Genomic DNA, 22,429 nt, shown 5'->3' with positions numbered 1-22,429 from the left:
CGTGAAACTTACAGCAATTGCTGGTGCTGTGGCTGGGGTATTTAGTTTGATACCCCAGTCAACACTGGCTTTACCACAAGACGTGAACGAAGCAGAAGTAAACCAGCAAGAAACTGTAATGGAAACAATCACCGTGGTTGCCCACCGGCAACCACGTCAACTTTCAGAAGTTGCAGGTACCGTGAGTATTATCAGCGAAGAAGACCTGCAACGTAATATAGTAATAAATGCCGCCGATTTAGTGCGGTATCAACCAGGAGTAGACCTCGATGACGATAATAGCCGGTTTGGTAACAGCGGTTTTCGTATACGCGGTATTGGCGGTAACCGCACCGCAGTCGTAATTGATCAAGTACCGGTAGCTGACCATTTTTCTGTAGGTAGCTATTCAAATACCGGACGAGGATTACTCGAACTCGGTTTAGCCAGCCGTGTGGAAATATTGCGCGGTCCGGCTTCCACGATGTATGGCAGTAAAGCCCTAGGTGGCGTTGTCGCTGTGCATTTATTAGATGCACAAGACGTTTTACGTGACGGAAAACGCGGCTCACGCCTACAAGCCGGCCTGCATAGTGATAGTCATCGCGCGAATATCATGGGTGCTACAGCGTTCGCAGATGGTGGAACGAGCTTATTGCTTGCAGGAGCAGTGCAGTACGGAGAAGATGTGCGCTCGGCTGATTTGCCTGCGGACAAACGCGATGCGCAACATCGACGCCAACAAGCCATATTGCTGCGTGCAGCAACCGATACGCAGTTTGGCGAATGGCAATTTACATTGGATGCGTTAAATGAGTCCCGTGATACTGACATCCAATCGATCATCGGTAGTGGCCGACTTGCGGCCACCACGAGTCTAATAGGCGATGACAGCCGTCAACAACACCGTTTGCTTGGTGAATTAAATATGGCCCCGCTGGGCTGGATTGATCGCGGTAGTTGGCGCATTTATTACCAAGAAAGTGACATTGAGCAAGACTCATTCGAGCAGCGTATGTTACTGCCCGAACCCCTTGATATAGAGCGCTTATTCGATTTCGAGCAGGTTACCGCTGGGGCTGGTGCTGACTTAGAAAGTGATGCTTATATTGCAGGAACGCGTCACCGTATTGGCTATGGTTTTGAGTTGGCAAGTTCAACACTTGAAGACCAGCGGGATGCGGCGCAAACCAATTTAACCACGGGCGTAACCACCAAAACGTTACTTGGGGAAACCTTCCCATTACGTGATTTCCCGCGCAGTCGGGTGACTGAATTGGGTGTCTACATTCATGACGAATTTGAATTGTGGAACGATGGGCCGGTTATAAGCCCTGGTCTGCGCTACGAACATTACCGCTTGCGAACTCAAGACGATCCCTTATTTGCAGAGCGCTACCCAGATTCAGAAGTGACTGACTTAACGCATGACGCTTGGTTGCCCAAGCTCGGTGTAATCTGGTCAGTGAATAACAACAGTGAGTGGTTTGCGCAGTACGCTCGCGGTTACCGCGCACCGCCGTTTTCTGATGTGAATATTGGACTCTATTACCCACAGTTTAATGTTCTGGCTATTGCCAATCCTGACCTCAAGGCTGAACGTGGGTATGCCTTTGAAACCGGGTTCAGAGGTCGGGCTCAAGGTAGTTCATGGTCATTGACTGCCTATCACAACCGTTACAGTGAATTTATTCAAAGTCGCGCTTCATTGGGGTTCGATCCAGTGCGGCAATTATTGATATTTCAATCGATTAACCGCGAAAAGGTAGTCATAGAAGGTATTGAAGGGAATTGGGAGCAACGCTGGAACTCATCGTGGTCAACGGCAATTAGCGCTGAATACAGTCGCGGCGAAGACCGTGAATCCGGTCGCGATATTGCTGATGTTGCTCCGCCGCGCGTTATTGCAGAACTTCAGTATCAACGCAGTACTTGGGATACACGCCTGATTGCAACCGCTGTGCGCGGACAACGTCAATTATTCGATGAGTCAGATGCGCTATTATTTTCGACACCTGGGTATGCCACCATCGATTGGCTCTCCAGTTGGTATCTGAATGATGATTTAAACATAACCGTTGGACTGTTTAATCTGACCGACCGTAAATATTGGCGCAATGCGCGTGTCAGTGGTTTATCAGAGCACGATCCATCGTTACCGGTATTGGCCGAGGCGGGTCGGAGTATAGGTTTTTCAGCCTATTATCGGTTTTAATTATTGGTTTTAAAAATATAAATTTTGCGAAAAATTGTTGACAACATAGGCTTTCGCCTCTATATCGTCAGTGACGCAATGAAGCGTTACCCTTTACCTGTAGTTGTTGGTCTGGAGGATGGGCACACAATGGCAACAATGAACCGTGATCAAATTATTATGAAGGCGTTTAACGACTTCAAAAACTACCCGTATGGCTTTGCTCGTTCGGGCGACTTTTCAATTCGCGAAAGTGAGCTGTTGGCAAAACACGGCAGTTTGATTGCGGCGTTGATGAGTGGTGAGCTTGAACCAGAGTCAGCAGAAGAGCAGTCTCTACTTGCAGTAGCTCGTGGCGAAAAAGCTGCAGATACAGCTGTTGAAAAAGCATGGTCAAAGTATCAGGCGCGTATCAATCGTCCGAAAGTTGGCAGCATGTACGGCCGCAGTCGTTATACTGATGATGCGTTTGAAGTGACTGTTTCTGACGACGACGATTTAGTTGTAGAAGACTAAAAAAAACGCGCCTTTCGGCGCGTTTTTTTATTGCTGTTCTCGTTTAATCGCGCGATGTGCAATATCCGTGCGATAGTAAACGTTATCCCAGTTAATTTTCTGCACCGCAGCATAAGCCTGTTGCTGGGCTTCGGTAACACTGTCACCGATTGCCGTAACGCAGAGAACGCGACCACCGGAAGTGACTAAATCGCCATTATCGTTAAGTTTTGTTCCGGCCTGAAATACTTTAGCACCATTGGCTTCAGCAGCATCGATGCCAATAATGACATCCCCTTTGTTATAACTCTCTGGATACCCGCCAGCAGCCATGACAACACCAACGGTTGCACGTGGGTCAAAGTCGATTGACTTCCCAGCCAGTTCACCCGCACAAGCAGCCTGACATAATGCGACTAGATCAGAGCGCAGGCGCATCATAATCGGCTGTGTTTCTGGGTCACCAAAACGGCAGTTAAATTCCAGAACTTTTGCTGTACCATCGGGTGCAATCATCAAGCCCGCATAGAGAAAGCCTGTGTATGGATGCCCTTCAGCTGCCATACCACGCACAGTTGGCTCAATAACATGCTGCATCACCCAGTCGTGAACCAGAGGGGTCACAACTGGCGCTGGAGAGTAAGCACCCATACCGCCTGTGTTTGGCCCTTTATCGCCGTTATCACGAGCTTTGTGGTCTTGGCTGGATGCAAATGGCAATGCTGTTTTGCCATCAACCATGACGATAAAGCTAGCCTCTTCACCAACCAAAAATTCTTCAACCACAACGCGGCTGCCAGCATCACCAAAACGGTTGCCTGCCAACATATCATCAATGGCGTTAAAGGCTTCTTGTTGCGTTTGAGCGATAATTACGCCCTTACCCGCAGCCAAGCCATCGGCCTTGATAACTATAGGCGTGCCTTGTTGCTGAACGTAATGCTTTGCAGCTTCCACCTCAGTAAAGGTACCGTAGGCTGCCGTTGGAATATTGTGGCGGGCCAAAAAGTCTTTACTAAATGCTTTTGAACCTTCAAGTTGCGCTGCAGCTTGAGTGGGTCCAAAAATCGTTAGCCCTGCTTCTAAAAAGCGATCAACCACACCCAGCACCAATGGCGCTTCAGGTCCAACAATTGTCATTTCAATCTGTTTATCTTTGGCGAAGGCAAGCAAACCCTCAACATCATCTGCGGCAATAGCTACATTTTCCAGCTTCGCTTCAGTTGCTGTTCCGGCATTGCCAGGGGCCACATACACAGTCTGTACATCAGCTGCTTGCGCAGCTTTCCACGCCAAGGCATGTTCGCGGCCGCCGCCGCCAATAACCAATACGTTCATGAACTCTCTCAGTCAGTTTTAGGTTTCACAAATTTCAGGGTAAAACGGTCACTTTCACCAATGGCGCTATAGATATCTCGGTCTTCATCACCTAAGCGTAGAGTCGGTGGAAGTGTCCAAACACCGCGCGGATGGTCAGCAGTGTCTTTCGGATTACTATTAATTTCGCTACGCTCAACAAGCTCAAATCCCACGGCTTCAGCCATAGCTACGGCAAAGCTTTCTTTCATGTAGCCAGAGCTCGCCATATCAGCATCTGGACGGTCTTCTGGTAGACGATGATCAACAACGCCGAGTACGCCACCAGGCTTCAACGCCGTGTAGAATTGTAAGAAGGCATTTTGCACCGCGTCTTCGCCGCCGTTCATATACCAATTATGCAAATTACGAAATGTAAGCACCATATCCGCGCTACCCGGCGGCGCAATTTCTGCTTCGCTAAACGGAGCAAACTCTGTGACAACAATGTTGGCAAAATTAGCATCGTTGGCAACCCGCTCTACAAAAGACTCACGCGAGCGCGCGTAATAGCCACTCGAACTGTCAGCTGGGAAATGAGCAGCGTACAGCAAGCCATTTTGCTTTAAATAAGGCGCAAGAATCTCTGTGTACCAGCCGCCACCCGGCGATATTTCCACAACGGTCATATCTGGACGAATGCCAAAGAACGCTAAGGTTTGCTCTGGGTTTCGGAATTTATCCCGCGCTTTGTTCGTGTCTTGTCTGGATTCAGCTTGCACAGCTTGTTCCAGTGCATTGTCTTGAGCCATCGACGAAGAGGTCGGCTCAGAACAGGCCACCAGCCCCAACACGGTAATGGGAATAACGAGGAAATTAAACATACGGCTGTTAACAGTCATTGTCTTGCTCCTTATATGAAAGATGCTTTCATCCTAAACCGTGTCGGCACATTGGGCAAACGAATCCGACTAGTGACGGAAGTGGCGCATGCCGGTAAATACCATCGCAATACCATGTTCGTTCGCAGCGGCAATAATTTCTTCGTCGCGAATTGAACCACCAGGTTGAATAATTGCCGTAATACCGGCTGCAGCGGCGGCATCAATACCATCTCGAAACGGGAAGAATGCGTCTGAGGCCATCACTGAACCGGGCACTTCTAAATTCTCGTCGGCAGCCTTGATTCCAGCAATTTTCGCACTATAAACACGACTCATTTGTCCGGCACCAACGCCTATTGTCATGCCATCGCGGGCATACACAATTGCGTTCGATTTAACAAACTTGGCAACTTTCCAGCAGAACAGTAAATCTTGCATTTCCGCATCGCTAGGCTGCTTGTCGGTAACTACTTTAAGGTCAGCTAGCGCAACTTCGCCGTGATCGCTGTCTTGCACGAGTAAACCGCCGTTAACGCGCTTAAAGTCGAGACTATTTGCGCGCTCAGCTGGCCATTGGCCACACTCAAGTAAACGCACGTTAGCTTTTGCCGCAACAACGTCGCGTGCCGCAGAGCTGACCGTTGGCGCAATAATCACTTCAACAAACTGACGCTCAACGATTGCTTTAGCTGTTTCAGTATCTAATTCGCGATTAAATGCAATGATGCCGCCAAATGCCGAAGTCGGATCGGTTTTAAAAGCCCGTTGGTAAGCATCTAACGCATTTTCACCAATCGCAACGCCGCATGGATTTGCATGTTTAACAATAACGCAGGCCGGTTGCTGAAATGACTTCACGCACTCAAGTGCCGCATCGGTGTCAGCAATATTATTAAACGACAGTGCTTTGCCTTGAATCTGAGTTGCCGTTGCAACAGATGCTTCGGCTGGCTTTGCTTCAACGTAAAAAGCGGCTTGTTGATGGCTGTTTTCGCCGTATCGCAAATCTTGTTTTTTCTCGAACTGTGCATTGAACGTGCGTGGAAACTTGCTTTCTTGTTGTGGCAAGCGCGCGCCGAAATAATTGGCAATCATACCGTCATATTGCGCGGTGTGTTCGAATGCCTTAATGGCAAGGTCGAAACGCGTATCAAAGGTAAGGCTATTGTTGTTTGCATCCATTTCCGCAATTACGCGGTCATAATCAGTCGCGTTAACAACAATGGTTACATCGCGATGATTTTTAGCCGCAGCGCGCACCATGGTCGGCCCACCAATATCAATATTCTCAACGGCATCGGCATGGCTGCAATTGGGGTCCGCCACTGTTTCTGCGAACGGGTAAAGGTTCACCGCAACCAAATCGATGGGGGCGATATTTTGTTCGGTCATCACCTGTTGATCGATATCGCGGCGCCCTAGAATACCGCCATGAATTTTCGGGTGAAGCGTCTTCACACGGCCATCCATGATTTCAGACTGCCCTGTATGCTCCGACACATCCGTTACGGGAACTTGGTTTTCACGCAATAATTTTGCTGTTCCGCCAGTTGATAAAATTGCGACGCCACGTTGCACGAGCGCTTGTGCGAAAGCGACGATGCCGGTTTTGTCAGAAACACTTAAAAGGGCGCGTTGAATGGGACGATGTTGCATGGTTGCTATACCTTTTCGATGTTTTCAAAGAAAAAAAGAGCACACCAGGCGCTCTTTTTCAGGGGCAATTAGTTCATGCCGTACTTTTTCAGCTTTTTACGCAGCGTGCCGCGGTTGATGCCAAGCATTGTCGCAGCGCGGGTTTGATTACCACGCGTATAGGTCATGACCTCTTCCAAAAGCGGAGCTTCGAGCTCAGCTAACACCAATTCATAAAGCTCTTCAGGGTCATGCCCATCAAGTTGCTTTAAAAATGAGTTCAATGCCTGCTTAACCGAATCACGTAATGGCTTCGGTTGAGCGTTATTACCAAGAGTGGTAAATGGAGAAATCGGGTCACGATTTGCGTTTTGATCAAACATAGGTGCGCTCTATCTCTTCTAGTTTACTGTTGCAAAAAACTTCGTCAGGGCTTCGATTTGTTCATTAGCATGTTCAATACTAACAAACTCCCTACGAAATGCTGACGCGGGCTGCTGCTGTTGTAAGTACCAGCCCACGTGTTTTCGGGCAATCCGAATGCCGGTGAACTCGCCATAATGCTGATGCAAGTTATGAACATGTCGTAGCACGACAGTTCGAACTTCGTCTGCACTTGGCGCCGGTAGTTGCTCGCCAGTTGCCAAATAATGCGCAATTTCGCGAAACAACCATGGATTTCCCTGAGCGCCTCGACCAATCATAATGGCGTCGGCGCCAGTGTATTCAAGAACCTGTTTAGCTTTCTGTGGCGACGTTATGTCACCGTTGGCAACAACTGGAATACGCACTGCGGCTTTAATCGCCCGAATGGTGTCGTACTCAGCATCACCTTTGTACATGCATGCGCGAGTTCGCCCGTGCACCGCTAACGACTGAATGCCAAGCCGCTCAGCAAGTTTAGCAATTTCGATACCATTGCGATGCTCAGGATCCCAACCGGTACGTATTTTCAATGTGACTGGCACCTCAACTGCTGCAACTACTGCGGTTAAAATTTCCGCAACCAATTCGGGGTATTGCAGCAAAGCTGAGCCAGCCAGTTTTTTATTCACCTTCTTGGCAGGGCAGCCCATATTGATATCAATAATCTGCGCGCCATTCTCGACATTATGAACGGCTGCGGCAGCCATCAATTCAGGTTCAGACCCAGCAATTTGAACTGCACGGATACCGGGTTCATCGGCGTGTTCCATTCGGTCACGTGACTTTTTGGTATCCCAAACTAGCGGATTACTGGAAAGCATTTCAGACACCGTCAAGCCAGCCCCAAGTTCACGACATAAACGTCGGAAGGGGAGGTCTGTTACTCCCGCCATTGGCGCGAGTATTACCGGATTTTCTAAATGATATGGTCCGATCCGCATCGGTTAAAAACTGTCCAACTTAAGGGTGGGAAATTTTAGGGAATTTGGCGGCTAAAGAAAAGGCTGTAATTTGTACAAAAGCCGTCTTTTTTGTACTTTTTGCTCTTGACAAACTGCTGGATTATTACTGTTTACGCTTTGCGTGCAGCATAACCCAGCCTTCTTTGATGCTGGGCGGGCTAAATACGAATTTATCTTGATACGCAGCCTGAACAGCAGGTATCTGACGCTCAAGAATACCTGACATGACCAATTCACCATTATCTGCAACATAATCGGTGATCACATCAGCGAGTTCTTGCAAGGGGCCAGCAAGAATATTGGCAACCACAACATCCGCTTTCAAGGTGGGTTGGTTGCTGGGTAAATAAACTTCGAGCTGTTTAGCAACACCGTTGCGCTGCGCATTTTCTTTACTCGCAATCAACGCCTGCTGGTCGATATCGATACCGACTGCGCGCTTTGCGCCAAGCAGCAAGGCTCCAATCGCTAGAATGCCAGAACCACAGCCAAAATCGACCACGGTTTTTGCACTTAACTCTTGTCCATCAAGCCAGCCTAAGCACAGCGCTGTTGTTGGATGCGTGCCGGTACCGAAAGCCATGCCGGGGTCGAGCATGATATTAACTGCATCTGGTTCTGGGATTTCACGCCAGCTTGGGCACACCCATAAGCGTTTACCGAATTGGATAGGATGAAAGTTATCCATCCACTCGCGTTCCCAGTCTTTGTCTTCAAGTTGGTCAGTTTTGTAATTGAACCCGTCTTGAAAATAACGCGATTTTTTGAGGTTCGCGACAATCGGCGCTAAATCCGTCTCGGCCGGAAATAACCCAGTAACTAAGGTTTCCTGCCAATAAATCAATTCGCCAATTGGGGGTTCAAAAATAGGATTGTCTTGTGCATCACGATAAGTGACCGCCATTGCACCATTGCCCTCAAGCATATCCCCAACCAGTGGGGCATGCTTTTCGGGCGCAGAAACGGTTAGCTGAATCCAGGGCATGGGGGTTAGTGACCACCCATGCCTAGTTTCTTCTCAAGGTAGTGGATATTCGTTCCACCATGCTGGAAGTTTTCATCAGCCATAATGTCTTTTTGCAGTGGCACGTTGGTTTTAATGCCTTCAATAATCAGTTCGCTGAGTGCATTGCGCATGCGTGCAATTGCTACGTCACGGTTTTCACCGTAAGTAATCAGTTTACCAATCATCGAATCGTAGTTTGGTGGCACTTTGTAGTCAGCATAAACATGAGAGTCCCAACGAACACCCAAACCACCCGGCGGATGGAAACGACTAATCAAACCAGGTGACGGTACAAACGTATCTGGGTCTTCAGCGTTGATTCGGCACTCAATGGCATGACCACGAATAACGACGTCTTCTTGCGAAATTGATAACGGACGACCGGCAGCAATACGCAGCTGTTCTTTAATGAGGTCGATACCGGTAACCATTTCCGTTACTGGGTGCTCTACTTGAATTCGTGTATTCATTTCGATGAAGTAGAACTCACCATTCTCGTACAAGAATTCGAACGTACCTGCGCCGCGATAACCGATCTCAATACACGCTTTTGCACAGCGATCACCAATGAACTTACGCATTTCAGGGGTAATGCCTGGCGCTGGGGCTTCTTCGACAACTTTTTGATGACGCCGCTGCATTGAACAGTCACGTTCACCTAAGTAGACGGCTTTGCCTTGTCCATCAGCAAGCACTTGAATTTCGATATGGCGAGGATTCTCTAAAAACTTCTCCATGTACACCATATCGTTGCCAAACGCCGCACCCGCTTCCGCTTTCGTTGTGCTAATGGCACGAATCAATTCATCTTCTTTGCGTACCACGCGCATACCACGCCCGCCACCGCCACCGGCAGCTTTTACAATCACTGGATAGCCGATACGTTTTGCGGTTTTAATATTTGCCGCTTCATCATCACCAAGCGGACCGCCTGAACCTGGCACACACGGTACACCAGCTTTCTTCATGGCTTCAATGGCGGATACCTTGTCACCCATTAGGCGAATGACATCAGCTGTAGGCCCAACGAAAATAAAGCCGGAATTTTCAACTTGCTCGGCGAAATCAGCATTTTCAGCTAAAAATCCATAACCTGGATGAATCGCAGCCGCATCCGTAATTTCAGCAGCACTGATAATGCGCGGAATATTTAAGTAGCTGTCGGTTGCTGGCGCTTTGCCGATACAAATTGACTCATCGGCCAGCAAAACGTGTTTTAAGTTGCGGTCAACTGTTGAGTGCACAGCGACCGTCTTGATACCGAGTTCTTTACATGCGCGCAGAATACGCAGCGCAATTTCACCTCGGTTTGCAATTACTACCTTATCTAACATGACGATGTCCTGTATCGATGCGTTTATTCGATGACAAACAGAGGTTGATCAAATTCGACGGGTTCGCCGTTTTCAACCAAGATTTGCTTTATTACGCCGCCTTTATCAGCTTCGATTTGATTCATCATTTTCATAGCTTCAACAATGCACAGCGTTTCGCCAGCTTTCACCTGTTGGCCAACGGTTACAAAGTCTGGTGAGCCTGGCGCAGGAGCTGCGTAGAAAGTACCAACCATTGGTGACTTCATAACATGGCCAGAAATTTCTGGCGCTGCTGGCGCTTCAGATGCCGGGGCGGCTGCAGGAGCCGGTGCTGGAGCTGGTGCGTGTTGCATTTGTTGCGGTGGGAATTGGTAGTGCATAGGCGCACTTTGACTTCCGCCACGGTGAATACGTACTGATTCTTCACCTTCGGTAATTTCTAACTCAGCGATGCCTGATTCTTCGACCAGTTCGATCAGTTTTTTTATTTTACGAATATCCATGATCTATGATGACCCCAATGTTTAATTAGATTTATTGCTTAGAAAGATGTTGTTTTGCTGCTTGCAGTGCGAAGTCGTAACCTTGCGCACCTAAGCCGCAAATCACCCCGTTAGCAATATCTGCCAAAAATGAATGCCGACGAAACTCTTCGCGGGCGTGAATGTTTGAAAGATGCACTTCAATAAATGGAATCGCGACGCCTGCAAGCGCATCACGCAGTGCAATACTGGTGTGCGTATACGCGCCGGGATTAATAAGAATAAAGTCGACATGCGAAGTTCGGGCTTCGTGCACCCAATCAATGAGTTGATGCTCACCATTAGACTGTCGACAGTCTAAGGTAATGCCGATGGCTTCTGCATGTTCACGTAAACGGTGTTCAACCTGATCAAGTGTGTCGCTGCCATAAATATGCGGCTCACGCGTACCTAACAAATTAAGGTTAGGGCCGTTGAGCAAAAGAACTCTATATTTTTTATCGTTATTTGTTGTCATATTGCTGCGATCTGCTGCGAACGTATCAAGATTGATATTAGAGGCCAATTAGCCCCCCTAATTCAACACCTATTTCAGCATTATAGTGAAAAAATGTAATAACGCAGCAAAATACTGGTCTTATCACCGCTGATCGCAGCAAGATTTAACGTGTTTTTAACTCTTTAATGTGGTCAGTAAACTTTTCAGCATTCATAAAACCCGTTACGCGAGAGCGATTAAGCTCCTGCTGGTTTTTGAAAAAGAGGATTGTGGGTAAGCCCAGCACTTGGAATTCATTTAGAATTGCACTGTTTTCAGGCGTATTAGCCGTTACATCCGCTTGTAGCAGCACCATGTCTGATGTGATCTGTTCAACGTTGGCAGCGCCAAATGTTTCACGCTCAAACTCTTTGCAGGCGACACACCAGTCCGCGTAAAGATCGAGCATCACCAGTTGGTTATTACGCGCGGCAGAATCTAGCTGTTGCTGAATTTCTGTTACGCTGGTTACCTGTTGAAACGGCAGCGTGTGATGCGCCTGTGGCCACCATAGATAAGTTAATACCGCGCCAGTCACCAGCCATACGGCAGCAAAACGCTTCGCAGTTGAGCGCGGAAGTTCGCGTATATCAGCAATTATTAAGTACAGCGCGCCGACAACAATAAACACGATCCATAGCCAGTCAGCAAGGGTATAAGGGATAAGGCGCTCAACCAGTACTAAAGCAACACCCAATAACACCACTCCAAACACACGCTTGATGGTGTTCATCCACGCCCCAGCTTTGGGCAGTAATTTGCCACCAGTAACACCAAAGGCGAGCAATGGCAGGCCCATACCAACGCTTAACGCATACAACACAGCGGCGCCTACGGTTAAGTCGCCCGACTGTGCAATAAATAGCAACACGCCAGAAAGTGGCGCAGTGGTGCATGGTGAGGCGATAAGGCCTGAGATCGCGCCCATAACAAAAACGCTGCGGTGGGCTCCGCCACGTTGCGATTGGCTCAGCTGATTCAAGTAATTTTGCCAACGCTGCGGTAACTGAATGGTGTATGCACCAAACATACTTAACGACAATAATACGAACACAATCGCTAAGGTAATTAGAATGATTGGGTGTTGCAGCATGGCCTGATAGCGAAGACCGGCCAAGGCAACCACCACGCCCAAAATCGAATAAGTAACTGCCATGCCTTGCACATAAGCCAAGCTCAGTGTGAACGCTCGTCGGGTACTTAATTGCTTTGGCTGCTTAGAGCCTGCACCTGAGTGCCCCATGATAATTGCCGAAATAATTGGATACATGGGCAATACACATGGGGTGAACGCAAGGCCAATACCAAGTACTACAAACAGCAACAACACGAGCCATAGCGGTTGCTCAGTGATCATATCGAAGAAGTTTGAAGACGTTGTTTGTTGTGAATTCTCAGCAATCTGTTCAAAGGCAATAGCTTGTGAGCCGTCACCCGCTACTGCGCTTAGATAAATTGTTTTTTCGGTTGGCGGATAACATAGGCCAGCATCGGCACAGCCTTGATACGAAATGGTAAATTCTTGATCGGGGCTGGCTTTATTTAGAACGTACGTTAATTCAACGCGATCGCGATAGACAACGGTTTCACCGAAAAACTCATCGAAATGCGCTTCCCCCTCAGGAAGCATTGGTTGCTCAGCAAGTTGTACCGGTGTCTTCAATTTAAAGCGATGCTGATACATGTAATATTCATCAGCGATAGTCCAGCTAAGCGTTAGCTGGTTACCTTGTTGGCGAAAATCAAATTGAAAGGCTTCATCAACGGGTAAAAATTGGTTTTGTTGGGCGAATGGGTCGTTTGAATTTAATTCAAACTGAGACTGCGCATAGGTTGGTGCCGTTATGCTTGAAAACAATGACAACCCAACTACGAATACCGTTAGTAAACGGCATAACACTGCTATCATGATTGTGTGACCTGTTTAATCCAACCTAAATACTCCGCCGAGCCTTCGGTAATAGGTACGGCGATAAGTTCTGGAACATCATATGGGTGCGCAGTTTGAATGAGTTTGAATAACTCATCAAGTTCACTTGCCGTAGTCTTGATCTGCAACAAGACTTCTTCGTCTGCGTGAATGTGGTCGTCCCACCAATACATTGACGTAGAAGGTGCCGAAATGTTCACACAGGCAGCGCGACGCGCTCGCAATACTTTGTCTGCGATGGCTTTGGCGACATGTTTATCCGGACAGCTGCAAATGACTAAGCGATGTTCTGAACTCATATAGACACCTTTTATTGGTTTTTTTCAGTATACGAAAACAAAAAAAATTTATCAGAAAACCTTGATATCAAATTTTTACCCCCCATAAACAGGGACACAACAAATTTTTTAACAGCTTCGGCTCATCACTGAAGCTGAATTATCAACCACAACCAATAGGTTTAGGAGTTATCAACGATGAAACTTCGTCCTTTACATGATCGTGTGATCATTAAGCGTTCAGAAGCAGAAACCAAATCTGCAGGCGGTATCGTGCTGACCGGTTCAGCAGCGGAAAAATCGACGCGCGGTGAGGTTGTTGCTGTAGGCAATGGTCGCATCTTAGAAAACGGTGACGTGAAAGCGTTGGATGTAAAAGTTGGCGACAGCGTGTTGTTCAACGAAAGTTATGGCGTGAAAACTCAGAAGATCGACGGTGAAGAGTACCTGATCATGAGTGAGTCAGACATCCTAGCAATCATTGAAGGTTAAGAGGGAAACGAACATGGCAGCTAAAGAAGTTAAGTTTGGAAATAACGCACGTCAGCGCATGCTTAAAGGCGTTAACATTCTTGCAGACGCAGTGAAAGTAACGTTGGGACCAAAAGGTCGCAACGTAGTTCTAGAAAAATCATTTGGCTCACCGGTTATCACCAAAGACGGTGTTTCTGTTGCGAGAGAAATCGAACTTGAAGACAAGTTTGAAAATATGGGCGCACAAATGGTGAAAGAAGTTGCGTCTAAAGCCAATGACGAAGCCGGTGACGGTACAACAACTGCAACTGTTCTTGCACAATCAATTGTAAACGAAGGCTTGAAAGCTGTTGCTGCGGGCATGAATCCAATGGATTTGAAACGCGGTATCGACAAAGCTGTAATTGCAGCTGTTGCTGAATTGAAAGAATTGTCGCAGCCATGCAACAACTCAAAAGCCATTGCTCAAGTAGGTACTATTTCTGCAAACGCTGACAGCACCATTGGTGAAATCATTGCAAAAGCAATGGATAAAGTGGGCCAAGAAGGTGTTATCACCGTTGAAGAAGGCCAAGCACTGCACGACGAACTGGAAGTAGTTGAAGGTATGCAGTTCGACCGCGGTTATTTGTCACCTTACTTCATCAACAACCAAGAAAACGGCACTGTTGAACTTGAAAGCCCGTTCATTCTGTTAGTTGACAAGAAAGTTTCTAACATTCGTGAATTACTGCCAGTACTTGAAGGCGTCGCGAAATCAGGTAAGCCGTTGTTGATCATCGCTGAAGATGTTGAAGGCGAAGCCTTGGCAACGTTGGTTGTGAACAACATGCGTGGCATCGTTAAAGTTGCTGCAGTAAAAGCACCTGGTTTTGGTGACCGTCGCAAAGCAATGTTGCAAGACGTTGCCGTATTAACTGGCGGTACAGTGATTTCTGAAGAAATCGGCATGGAGCTTGAAAAAGCTCAGCTGGAAGATTTAGGTTCTGCGAAGCGTGTTGTAATTAACAAAGACAACACTACCATTGTTCACGGTAACGGCGACCAAGCGGCAATTGAATCTCGGGTTACTCAGATTCGTCAGCAAATTGAAGAAACTTCGTCTGACTACGACCGCGAAAAACTGCAAGAGCGTTTGGCTAAATTAGCTGGCGGTGTTGCGGTAATCAAAGTCGGCGCAGCAACCGAAATGGAAATGAAAGAGAAGAAAGCCCGTGTTGAAGATGCATTGCATGCAACACGTGCAGCAGTTGAAGAAGGCGTTGTACCTGGTGGTGGTGTTGCCTTGGTTCGCGCAGCAAGCAAGTTGAGCGAATTACGTGGTGACAACGAAGACCAAAACGTAGGTATCAAGTTGGCATTGCGTGCAATGGAATCACCATTGCGTCAAATCGCTACCAATGCTGGCGCTGAAGCTTCAGTTGTTGCAAACAACGTTAAGAATGGCGAAGGTAACTACGGTTACAACGCGGGTCAAGACGTATACGGCGACATGTTAGAAATGGGTATTTTGGATCCAACCAAAGTAACCCGTTCAGCCCTGCAATTCGCATCATCTGTGGCCGCATTGATGATCACAACTGAAGCGATGATTGCTGAAATCCCTAAAGATGAACCTTCTGCACCAGACATGGGCGGTATGGGTGGCATGGGCGGCATGATGTAATCCCGCTTAATGCAGCTTTATGAATGTAAAGAAAAAGGAAGCGCCTCGCGCTTCCTTTTTTTATTGGTCATAATTGTCATATATTCCAGTTGAATTCGATCTATACTCTTAAGTACTTGTACGTAAGACACAAACATCCATCGGAGGTGACTATGAAAACTTTACTAGCAAGTGTAACGGTCGTGGCAGCCATGCTGATTGCGCCAGTGCATGCTGCAAAAGTTGAAGTGAAGTGGGACGAAGTAAAGTCGTTCTCTGACTTTGAGGCGGTCAACGAGTTGCAAAGCCGTTTTGAAGAACGAACTAAAACGAAGTTTGAAGAATATGTTGCTGAATTAGGTGCCAAATTACCTGAGAGCAATACGCTGCAGGTAACCTTTAATGATGTTGATTTAGCGGGTCGTGTTGACGCAACTTTTGGAGCGACTACCAGCGGCTTTCAGCGCGTATTGGACGATGTTTCGTATCCCGAGTTGGTTATTTCTTACCGCTATACAGACGCTCAGGGTGCTGAACTGAGCAGCGCGGATATGGTTGAATTGAAGTCGTTAGCGCCACCGCGCAATATGCGAAATATTCAAGGTTCAAGCCACGATAGCCTGTATTTCGAAAAACAACTGATGATGGAGTGGTTTAACGAAACCTTTCCGAGCGCAAAACGCTAAAGTGGAGTCTTGCTGGCTTCACCAGCTACTTCGCGCACCAATTTAGGGACTAAAAACCCTGGTAACATGGCCCGCAACTGTTGTTCAAGGTTGCGGGCTTTTTCGTCGCTTATCGAAAAATGGCTGGCCCCAGCTACTTTGTCGAGCTGATGCAAGTAATAAGGCAAAACGCCTGCAGCAAATAATGCTTCGCTTAACTCAGCCAAGGTTATCGCATTATCGTTTATCTGGGCTAATAATACGCTCTGGTTCAATAGCGTGATGCCGGCATCAGACCAGGTTTTTAACGCATTCATTAGCGCTGGCGTTATCTCATTTGCATGATTCGCATGCAGCACCAGAATAGCTTGTAACCGGCTTTGTTGAAGCCGCTTTGCAAGCTCGTGGGTGAGTCGCGAGGGGAGTACAATCGGCAGGCGGCTATGAATTCGAATTCGCTTCAATTGCGGTAATTGCTCAAGTGCCGTGAGCACCGTATCAAGTTGCTGATCATTGGCCATCAATGGGTCGCCGCCGCTTAGTATCACTTCATTGATATTGGCGTCAGCTTCGATTAGAGCAATCAGTTCGTTGAGCTGCGCCCGGCCAAAATGATGTTCGTCGTAGGGAAAATGGCGGCGAAAACAATAGCGACAATTAATCGCACAACCACCTCTTAGAATGACTAAAACGCGTGATTTATACTTATGTAAAATGCCAGGATGGTCATTGTCCTGTTCTTCCAGCGGGTCGGTCACGAACCCTGGTTGCTGCGTAAACTCGTCAGCCTGTGGCATGACTTGCAGTAAGAGTGGGTCGGCGGTATTGCCACGCTCCATTTGGTCAACAAAGTATTGCGTAACGCGCAGTGGAAATAGTTTGCGCGCGCTGAGGTGTTGCTCAACCCAGCTTTGCGGTAACTCAAGCTGCTGAGCCAACTCAACGGGGTCGGTGATGGATTGTGCGAGTTCTTGCTGCCACTGTGGACGAACGCGTATAAAATTTGTTTCTGGCACTGCTTCTCCACATTTTTGTTGCGAAACATGAATTATTTTACCTGATAATTGATGCGTTATGGTTTATTATTGGCGCCGAAATCGCTTAATTTGAAAGCATACGAGGAAGCTATGGCGAATTACAGCACAAACGAATTTAAAGCCGGTTTAAAAATCATGCAAGATGGCGAACCGTGTAACATCGTTGACAATGAAGTTGTTAAACCAGGTAAAGGCCAGGCCTTTAACCGCGTAAAAATTCGTAAACTTATCAGCGGTAAAGTTGTTGAAAAAACCTTTAAATCAGGTGATTCAGTTGAAGGCGCAGACGTTATCGATGTAGAGCTTTCTTATCTCTATAACGATGGTGAGTTCTGGCACTTCATGAACAACGAAACCTTTGAACAGCTTGCAGCTGACGCAAAAGCTGTTGGCGATATGACCAAATGGTTAGTTGAGCAAGACACATGCACGCTGACTCTTTGGAATGGCAACCCAATTGCGGTTACCCCACCAAACTTTGTTGAGCTTGAAATCACTGAAACTGACCCAGGCCTGAAGGGTGACACCGCCGGTACAGGTGGTAAACCAGCAACACTAAGCACGGGTGCAGTTGTACGCGTACCTCTATTTGTGCAAACGGGCGAAGTTGTCAAAGTTGACACGCGCTCAGGCGAATACGTTTCTCGCGTTCAGAAATAAAGCAGTTACCGATGCAGCTCTCTGATGACTGGCGTCCAAGTGCCACACTTGATGTCTTAAAGCGGCGAGCTGCATTGTTGCAAAAAGTTCGTCAGTTTTTTGCCAAGCACGATGTATTGGAAGTCGATACCCCCATATTGAGCCGCTTTGGCGTTTCTGATCTTCACCTTGAAAATCTCACCTGCCAGTTAAGTCGTTTTCCACAGCGTGACTTTTACCTGCAAACATCCCCCGAATATGCAATGAAGCGATTGTTGGCCGCGCACGGTCAGTCAATCTATCAATTGGGTAAAGTATTCAGAGACGATGCTGTTGGGCGACACCACAATCCAGAATTCACACTACTTGAGTGGTATCGCATCAACTTTTCGATGGAACAGCTCATTAGCGAAGTGCTTGAGCTGTTGGTATTGGTGTTAGGCGAGCGCCCAGTTATTCGGCTCAGCTACCAGCAAGCGTTTGAACAATTTCTACAGATAAACCCACTGCAAGCTTCAGTCATCGAATTACAAAAACGCTTGAGTCGCTACCCCCATATCAGTGATCTTGTCGCGCGCGAAAGTGACCGTGATACATTGCTACAACTGGCAATATCCGTAGTCATTGAGCCACTCTTTGAGAAGAACGCGATTACCGTGGTTCATGATTTTCCTGCCAGCCAGGCAGCACTCGCTGAACTCAATGAAAATGACGCGCGTGTGGCCTACCGATTTGAAGTTTATGCCGGCGGAATTGAGCTTGCTAATGGCTATCAGGAACTCACTGACGCTAAACAACAGCAAACTCGGTTTGTTCAGGATAATCGGTTGCGTAACCAGCACAATAAACCGCAGAAACCAGTCGATTTTCGTTTAGTTGCAGCACTCGAAAGCGGATTACCGCGTTGTTCTGGCGTAGCCTTAGGTTTTGACCGATTGTTCATGCTTGCCGAAAATTTAGATGATATTCGTCAAACACTTCCCTTTTCTATTACTTGCGCCTAAAAAAAGTAATGTTATACTATAACACTCTTAATTTGGTATGACTTTAGCGGAGCAAGTACAGTAGTGACTCAGCGTTCATTAGATAAAACGGGTATGTGGGTGACCACCTTGTGTGCGTTACATTGCTTACTGCTGCCTGTGATTCTTCCACTACTGTCACTGATTGGCTTATCGTTTTTGGGTGAAGAGCTACTTGAACGCTTGATTCTAGGTACGAGTATCGTACTTGGGTTAGTTGCGTTGGTTTCTGGTATGCGCCAACATGCCCGCATGTACCCGCTGGTTCTGCTTGTTGCTGGTGGTTTTGTTTATTGGCACAAAGATAGTCTTGGTGACATGGGCGAGCCGTTGATAATTTTGATCGGTGCCGGTCTTATTATAGCGGCGCACTGGGTCAATTTACGCTTGGTCCGTTCAATTAACCCGTTAGCACCAACCAGTTAATTCTTACTTTCTCTTCAATACAACACCTGCTTCCATATGATCTGTATACGGAAACTGATCAAATAAAGCTGCACGCTCAACTTCATGCGTGTTAGCCAGTGCGGTTAAATTGTCAACCAAGGTCGTCGGATTACAGGACACATAGATAATAGTGTCGTAATTGCGAACTAACGCCACGGTATCATCATCCAGCCCTGCTCGCGGCGGGTCGACCAATACAGTTCGGCAGTCAAAGTCAGTTAAATTGGCTTCATTTGCTCTACGAGACTCTTTTTCACCAGCCATAACCGCGCTGAAGTCCTCTGCTGACATACGCACCAAAGTCACATTATTGATAGTGTTGAGTTCACAATTGTACCGCGCCGATGCCACTGATGTTTTACTGATTTCAGTTGCCAGCACACGCGGGAAGTTCTGTGCTAACGGCAGGCTAAAGTTGCCGTTACCACAATAGAGTTCAAGCAAGTCGCCGGTTGCGTTGGTTGTGGCATCGAGTGCCCAAGTAACCATGTGTTGATTGACTGCCGCGTTGGGCTGAGTAAAGCTGTTCTCAACTTGCTGAAAATGATATGGCTTACCCTTAATCGTAAGCGTTTCAGTCACCCAGTCTTTATCAACACAAATTTTTTGTTTGCGCGCGCGACCAACCAATTCAATGGCCCCATATTGTTGCAGATGTGCCTTCAAGGCACGGGCTTCGCGTTCCCAGATTTCATCAAGTTGACGGTGATAAAGCAAAGAAACCAATGCCTGGTTTGTTGTGGTTGAAAGAAACTCAACTTGAAACAGCTTCTGCCGTAGAGCTGGGCGATCACGCACGTAATCCAGTACAGCCGGCATCAGTTGGTTGATAAGCTCGTTTGCAACTGGGAAAGCATCAACACGTATCTTCTCACGAGTGTCAGGATCAAACATGATGTAGTACAAATCATCGCCGTCATGCCACACCCGAAACTCAGCGCGCATGCGATAATGGGTGGCGGGTGATTCAAACACTTCAAGTTCCGTTGTTATAAACGGAGCCAGCATTATTTTTAAACGCTCAGCTTTTTCGCTGAGTTGTGCTTCGTACTGGTCTGAATCAATCGCTGAATGCGTCATAAAAACTCCAAAACCTAATCAAGGTGCGCATTGTAGCGGGCAGCACATAAAAGTCTAGTCAAGCAATCTTTAAGTTCTTTACAATTTACTCACAATATGACGTTGCGCATAGTCATAAAATATTAGAGTATGGGATATCGCGAATTGAATAAGGTCGGTATCGCGAACGAACAACATATTAGAAAATATAATAAAAAAGGGTCAATTTCATGTCGAACACTACCAAAAACAGTGCGCTAGTATTAGCGGCACTTTCGCTTGCAGTAAGCACTGCAGTGAATGCACATGGGCCAGCTCATGCGAACAACGACAAGGAACGCGTTATTGTCGAGTTCAAACCAGGCTCGAAAGATCAAATCGAAGCTTTTCTGCATTTAGATGATGACGGTTATCTCGATGAAGATGAGAAAGACGGCGGTGGTAATAAAGAGAATAAAATTCTTCAGCGTTATAAGCGTTTTAATGCGATGGCCATTCAAGTTCCTCATTCAGCCATTCATGGCTTAATGAACAACCCGAATGTTATCAGCGTAACCCCAGACGAAAAACGTTATGCAATGAATACGCAGTGGGAACCTAACAAGCCTTATGGCATTGAATTGGTTCAAGCTGACCAGGTATCAGATGCTGGAGCAGGCTCGCGTACTGTTTGTATTATCGATTCAGGTTACGACTTAGGTCACCCTGATCTTCAAACCACGGGTGTAACCGGTGTCAACGATAGCGGTACAGGTACATGGTATACCGATGAGAACGGTCACGGCACCCATGTTGCTGGAACTATTGCAGCCTTAACCAATGGTGAAGGTGTTGTTGGTGTGTTACCAAGTGGTCAAGTTAACTTACACATCGTTAAAGTATTCTCAGCATCAGGTTGGGCATACTCATCGTCGCTAATGGCCGCTGCAGAGCAATGTGCAGATTATGGTGCCGACGTAATTAACATGAGCTTAGGTGGTTCACGTGCAAACCGTACTGAAGAGCGCGCTTTCGCACAATTGAACGACGCAGGTGTGTTAAGTATTGCGGCAGCCGGTAATGATGGCAACACGCGCCATTCTTATCCTGCATCATATGACGCAGTTGTTTCAGTAGCAGCAGTTGACGCAAATGAACAAATTGCTTCATTCTCACAACAAACTGATCAAGTTGAACTTGCCGGCCCGGGTGTGAGTGTACTTTCCTCAGTACCACGCGGTATGGGTGAAAAAGTAGACCTCGTTGTTGCGGGTACAGCTTTTGAAGCTACCGGCATGGACGGCACTGCGCGTATCGAAGCGACTGGTGCACTGGCAAACTGTGGTATCGGCGACGCACCATGTAATGATGCTGTTGGTAAAGTTTGTTTGATTGAACGTGGCGTTATTTCTTTCGCTGAAAAAGTTCAAGCCTGTGAAGCTGGTGGTGGTGTTGGTACAGTTGTTTATAACAATGAGCCGGGCGCACTACTAGGTACACTCGGTGGTTACAGTGCTTCTATCCCAGCTGTGGGTGTGAGCGATACTGACGGTGCAGCAATGTTGAGTCAGGTTGGCGCATCAACAACTGTTGGCGTTACCGATAGTGACTGGGCATATTTTGACGGCACATCAATGGCTACTCCACATGTTGCAGGCGTTGCTGCCCTAGTTTGGTCACAACATACAACATGTACCAATAATGACATTCGTAATGCATTGCATGCATCAGCGAAAGACTTAGGTGCAGCCGGACGTGATAACGCATATGGCCATGGCTTAGTTCAAGCTAAAGCTGCAGTAGACTATTTAACAGCGAATGGCTGTGGTGGTTCTACCGGCGGTGGCGATACTGGCGGTGATACCGGTGGCGGTAACCCAGGTAAAGGCGGTCCTAAAAAGTAATATGGCCGTAATTAAACCAAAAAAGCTCGCTTCGGCGAGCTTTTTTTATACACATTGATTACAAAACCAGCAGTCAGCAAAAAAACACCTAAAAATGTCAAAAAGGCGCTTGACGCAGCGAGTTAAATCTCTAAAAT

General features: G+C 47.2%; 22 protein-coding genes. 9 read left to right on the top strand and 13 right to left on the bottom strand.

The genetic code is table 11. The annotated features are described in order from the left end of the window. Position 1 precedes the first annotated feature (1 nt). The gene (locus ACN0UY_RS08425) at positions 2-2,194 is read left to right on the top strand and encodes a TonB-dependent receptor domain-containing protein (RefSeq protein ID WP_417666233.1); all 2,193 of its coding nucleotides are present in this window, start codon (positions 2-4) and stop codon (positions 2,192-2,194) included. A 129-nt stretch (positions 2,195-2,323) separates the two neighbouring features. Then, positions 2,324-2,689: a DUF413 domain-containing protein gene (maoP, locus tag ACN0UY_RS08420; protein WP_417666232.1), complete on the top strand. Its 366-nt coding sequence runs from the start codon at positions 2,324-2,326 to the stop codon at positions 2,687-2,689. A 27-nt stretch (positions 2,690-2,716) separates the two neighbouring features. Here maoP and purD read toward each other — a convergent pair whose 3' ends face one another. From purD to cutA, 11 genes are all read right to left on the bottom strand, one after another. Then, on the bottom strand, positions 2,717-4,006 hold the full coding sequence (purD, locus tag ACN0UY_RS08415) for a phosphoribosylamine--glycine ligase (RefSeq protein WP_417666231.1): 1,290 nt from the start codon (positions 4,004-4,006) through the stop codon (positions 2,717-2,719). A gap of 8 nt (positions 4,007-4,014) precedes the next feature. After that, complete coding sequence (locus ACN0UY_RS08410; RefSeq protein WP_417666230.1) at positions 4,015-4,866, bottom strand: class I SAM-dependent methyltransferase; 852 nt, start codon at positions 4,864-4,866, stop codon at positions 4,015-4,017. Positions 4,867-4,935: 69 nt separating this feature from the next. Next, a complete protein-coding gene (gene purH, locus ACN0UY_RS08405; RefSeq protein ID WP_417666229.1) occupies positions 4,936-6,504 on the bottom strand; it encodes a bifunctional phosphoribosylaminoimidazolecarboxamide formyltransferase/IMP cyclohydrolase in 1,569 nt (522 codons plus the stop codon). Positions 6,505-6,572: 68 nt separating this feature from the next. Continuing rightward, positions 6,573-6,866, bottom strand: coding sequence for a DNA-binding transcriptional regulator Fis (gene fis / locus ACN0UY_RS08400; protein ID WP_128353012.1), 294 nt, complete (start codon positions 6,864-6,866; stop codon positions 6,573-6,575). A gap of 18 nt (positions 6,867-6,884) precedes the next feature. Next, positions 6,885-7,850, bottom strand: a complete 966-nt coding sequence (gene dusB, locus ACN0UY_RS08395) for a tRNA dihydrouridine synthase DusB (RefSeq protein ID WP_417659008.1) — start codon at positions 7,848-7,850, stop codon at positions 6,885-6,887. Positions 7,851-7,974: 124 nt separating this feature from the next. Further along, positions 7,975-8,856, bottom strand: a complete 882-nt coding sequence (prmA, locus tag ACN0UY_RS08390; RefSeq protein ID WP_417666228.1) for a 50S ribosomal protein L11 methyltransferase — start codon at positions 8,854-8,856, stop codon at positions 7,975-7,977. A gap of 5 nt (positions 8,857-8,861) precedes the next feature. Continuing rightward, positions 8,862-10,211 carry an acetyl-CoA carboxylase biotin carboxylase subunit gene (gene accC, locus ACN0UY_RS08385; RefSeq protein ID WP_128353009.1) on the bottom strand — a complete coding sequence of 450 codons (1,350 nt, stop codon included), beginning with the start codon at positions 10,209-10,211 and terminating at the stop codon, positions 8,862-8,864. 23 nt (positions 10,212-10,234) lie between these two features. Next, entirely contained in the window at positions 10,235-10,696 is a 462-nt protein-coding gene (accB, locus tag ACN0UY_RS08380; protein ID WP_417666227.1) for an acetyl-CoA carboxylase biotin carboxyl carrier protein, read from the bottom strand. A 31-nt stretch (positions 10,697-10,727) separates the two neighbouring features. Beyond that, on the bottom strand, positions 10,728-11,192 hold the full coding sequence (gene aroQ / locus ACN0UY_RS08375) for a type II 3-dehydroquinate dehydratase (protein ID WP_417666666.1): 465 nt from the start codon (positions 11,190-11,192) through the stop codon (positions 10,728-10,730). A 145-nt stretch (positions 11,193-11,337) separates the two neighbouring features. Then, positions 11,338-13,113 carry a protein-disulfide reductase DsbD gene (locus ACN0UY_RS08370; RefSeq protein ID WP_417666664.1) on the bottom strand — a complete coding sequence of 592 codons (1,776 nt, stop codon included), beginning with the start codon at positions 13,111-13,113 and terminating at the stop codon, positions 11,338-11,340. Between the two features lie 5 nt (positions 13,114-13,118). Then, positions 13,119-13,442, bottom strand: coding sequence for a divalent-cation tolerance protein CutA (gene cutA, locus ACN0UY_RS08365; RefSeq protein WP_417666226.1), 324 nt, complete (start codon positions 13,440-13,442; stop codon positions 13,119-13,121). A gap of 177 nt (positions 13,443-13,619) precedes the next feature. On the opposite strand from cutA, the gene ACN0UY_RS08360 reads away from it, so the two are divergent. From ACN0UY_RS08360 to ACN0UY_RS08350, 3 genes are all read left to right on the top strand, one after another. After that, positions 13,620-13,913: a co-chaperone GroES gene (locus tag ACN0UY_RS08360; RefSeq protein ID WP_128353004.1), complete on the top strand. Its 294-nt coding sequence runs from the start codon at positions 13,620-13,622 to the stop codon at positions 13,911-13,913. 13 nt (positions 13,914-13,926) lie between these two features. Further along, a complete protein-coding gene (groL, locus tag ACN0UY_RS08355; RefSeq protein ID WP_417666225.1) occupies positions 13,927-15,561 on the top strand; it encodes a chaperonin GroEL in 1,635 nt (544 codons plus the stop codon). Positions 15,562-15,713: 152 nt separating this feature from the next. Further along, positions 15,714-16,226, top strand: a complete 513-nt coding sequence (locus tag ACN0UY_RS08350) for a DUF3016 domain-containing protein (protein WP_417666224.1) — start codon at positions 15,714-15,716, stop codon at positions 16,224-16,226. On the opposite strand, the gene epmB is transcribed toward ACN0UY_RS08350, so the two are convergent. Continuing rightward, complete coding sequence (gene epmB, locus ACN0UY_RS08345; protein ID WP_417666223.1) at positions 16,223-17,221, bottom strand: EF-P beta-lysylation protein EpmB; 999 nt, start codon at positions 17,219-17,221, stop codon at positions 16,223-16,225. The two genes, ACN0UY_RS08350 and epmB, sit on opposite strands and share 4 nt — an antisense overlap. 111 nt (positions 17,222-17,332) lie before the next feature. Between epmB and efp the strand changes: the two genes are divergently transcribed. From efp to ACN0UY_RS08330, 3 genes are all read left to right on the top strand, one after another. Further along, complete coding sequence (efp, locus tag ACN0UY_RS08340) at positions 17,333-17,902, top strand: elongation factor P (RefSeq protein WP_128353000.1); 570 nt, start codon at positions 17,333-17,335, stop codon at positions 17,900-17,902. A gap of 11 nt (positions 17,903-17,913) precedes the next feature. Then, complete coding sequence (gene epmA / locus ACN0UY_RS08335) at positions 17,914-18,885, top strand: elongation factor P--(R)-beta-lysine ligase (RefSeq protein ID WP_417666222.1); 972 nt, start codon at positions 17,914-17,916, stop codon at positions 18,883-18,885. Between the two features lie 63 nt (positions 18,886-18,948). Beyond that, positions 18,949-19,329, top strand: coding sequence for a MerC domain-containing protein (locus tag ACN0UY_RS08330; protein WP_417666221.1), 381 nt, complete (start codon positions 18,949-18,951; stop codon positions 19,327-19,329). Between the two features lie 3 nt (positions 19,330-19,332). Here ACN0UY_RS08330 and trmA read toward each other — a convergent pair whose 3' ends face one another. Further along, positions 19,333-20,430, bottom strand: a complete 1,098-nt coding sequence (gene trmA, locus ACN0UY_RS08325; protein ID WP_417666220.1) for a tRNA (uridine(54)-C5)-methyltransferase TrmA — start codon at positions 20,428-20,430, stop codon at positions 19,333-19,335. Between the two features lie 209 nt (positions 20,431-20,639). Here trmA and ACN0UY_RS08320 point away from each other — a divergent pair, with 209 nt between their 5' ends. Further along, positions 20,640-22,292: a S8 family serine peptidase gene (locus tag ACN0UY_RS08320; RefSeq protein WP_417666219.1), complete on the top strand. Its 1,653-nt coding sequence runs from the start codon at positions 20,640-20,642 to the stop codon at positions 22,290-22,292. Positions 22,293-22,429 lie beyond the last annotated feature (137 nt).

The organism is Pseudidiomarina sp. (genome assembly GCF_048268165.1).
Taxonomy (GTDB): domain Bacteria; phylum Pseudomonadota; class Gammaproteobacteria; order Enterobacterales; family Alteromonadaceae; genus Pseudidiomarina.
The sequence above is the reverse complement of the archived record's forward strand: the minus strand, read 5'-3'. Positions and strand labels throughout refer to the sequence as shown.

Excerpts from the sequence above, each read along its gene's own strand:
- maoP (WP_417666232.1), top strand. The coding sequence starts at position 2,324 with ATGGCAACAATGAACCGTGATCAAATTATTATGAAGGCGTTTAACGAC.
- purD (WP_417666231.1), bottom strand. The coding sequence starts at position 4,006 with ATGAACGTATTGGTTATTGGCGGCGGCGGCCGCGAACATGCCTTGGCG.
- ACN0UY_RS08410 (WP_417666230.1), bottom strand. The coding sequence starts at position 4,866 with ATGACTGTTAACAGCCGTATGTTTAATTTCCTCGTTATTCCCATTACC.
- purH (WP_417666229.1), bottom strand. The coding sequence starts at position 6,504 with ATGCAACATCGTCCCATTCAACGCGCCCTTTTAAGTGTTTCTGACAAA.
- fis (WP_128353012.1), bottom strand. The coding sequence starts at position 6,866 with ATGTTTGATCAAAACGCAAATCGTGACCCGATTTCTCCATTTACCACT.
- dusB (WP_417659008.1), bottom strand. The coding sequence starts at position 7,850 with ATGCGGATCGGACCATATCATTTAGAAAATCCGGTAATACTCGCGCCA.
- prmA (WP_417666228.1), bottom strand. The coding sequence starts at position 8,856 with ATGCCCTGGATTCAGCTAACCGTTTCTGCGCCCGAAAAGCATGCCCCA.
- accC (WP_128353009.1), bottom strand. The coding sequence starts at position 10,211 with ATGTTAGATAAGGTAGTAATTGCAAACCGAGGTGAAATTGCGCTGCGT.
- accB (WP_417666227.1), bottom strand. The coding sequence starts at position 10,696 with ATGGATATTCGTAAAATAAAAAAACTGATCGAACTGGTCGAAGAATCA.
- aroQ (WP_417666666.1), bottom strand. The coding sequence starts at position 11,192 with ATGACAACAAATAACGATAAAAAATATAGAGTTCTTTTGCTCAACGGC.
- cutA (WP_417666226.1), bottom strand. The coding sequence starts at position 13,442 with ATGAGTTCAGAACATCGCTTAGTCATTTGCAGCTGTCCGGATAAACAT.
- ACN0UY_RS08360 (WP_128353004.1), top strand. The coding sequence starts at position 13,620 with ATGAAACTTCGTCCTTTACATGATCGTGTGATCATTAAGCGTTCAGAA.
- groL (WP_417666225.1), top strand. The coding sequence starts at position 13,927 with ATGGCAGCTAAAGAAGTTAAGTTTGGAAATAACGCACGTCAGCGCATG.
- ACN0UY_RS08350 (WP_417666224.1), top strand. The coding sequence starts at position 15,714 with ATGAAAACTTTACTAGCAAGTGTAACGGTCGTGGCAGCCATGCTGATT.
- efp (WP_128353000.1), top strand. The coding sequence starts at position 17,333 with ATGGCGAATTACAGCACAAACGAATTTAAAGCCGGTTTAAAAATCATG.
- epmA (WP_417666222.1), top strand. The coding sequence starts at position 17,914 with ATGCAGCTCTCTGATGACTGGCGTCCAAGTGCCACACTTGATGTCTTA.
- trmA (WP_417666220.1), bottom strand. The coding sequence starts at position 20,430 with ATGACGCATTCAGCGATTGATTCAGACCAGTACGAAGCACAACTCAGC.
- ACN0UY_RS08320 (WP_417666219.1), top strand. The coding sequence starts at position 20,640 with ATGTCGAACACTACCAAAAACAGTGCGCTAGTATTAGCGGCACTTTCG.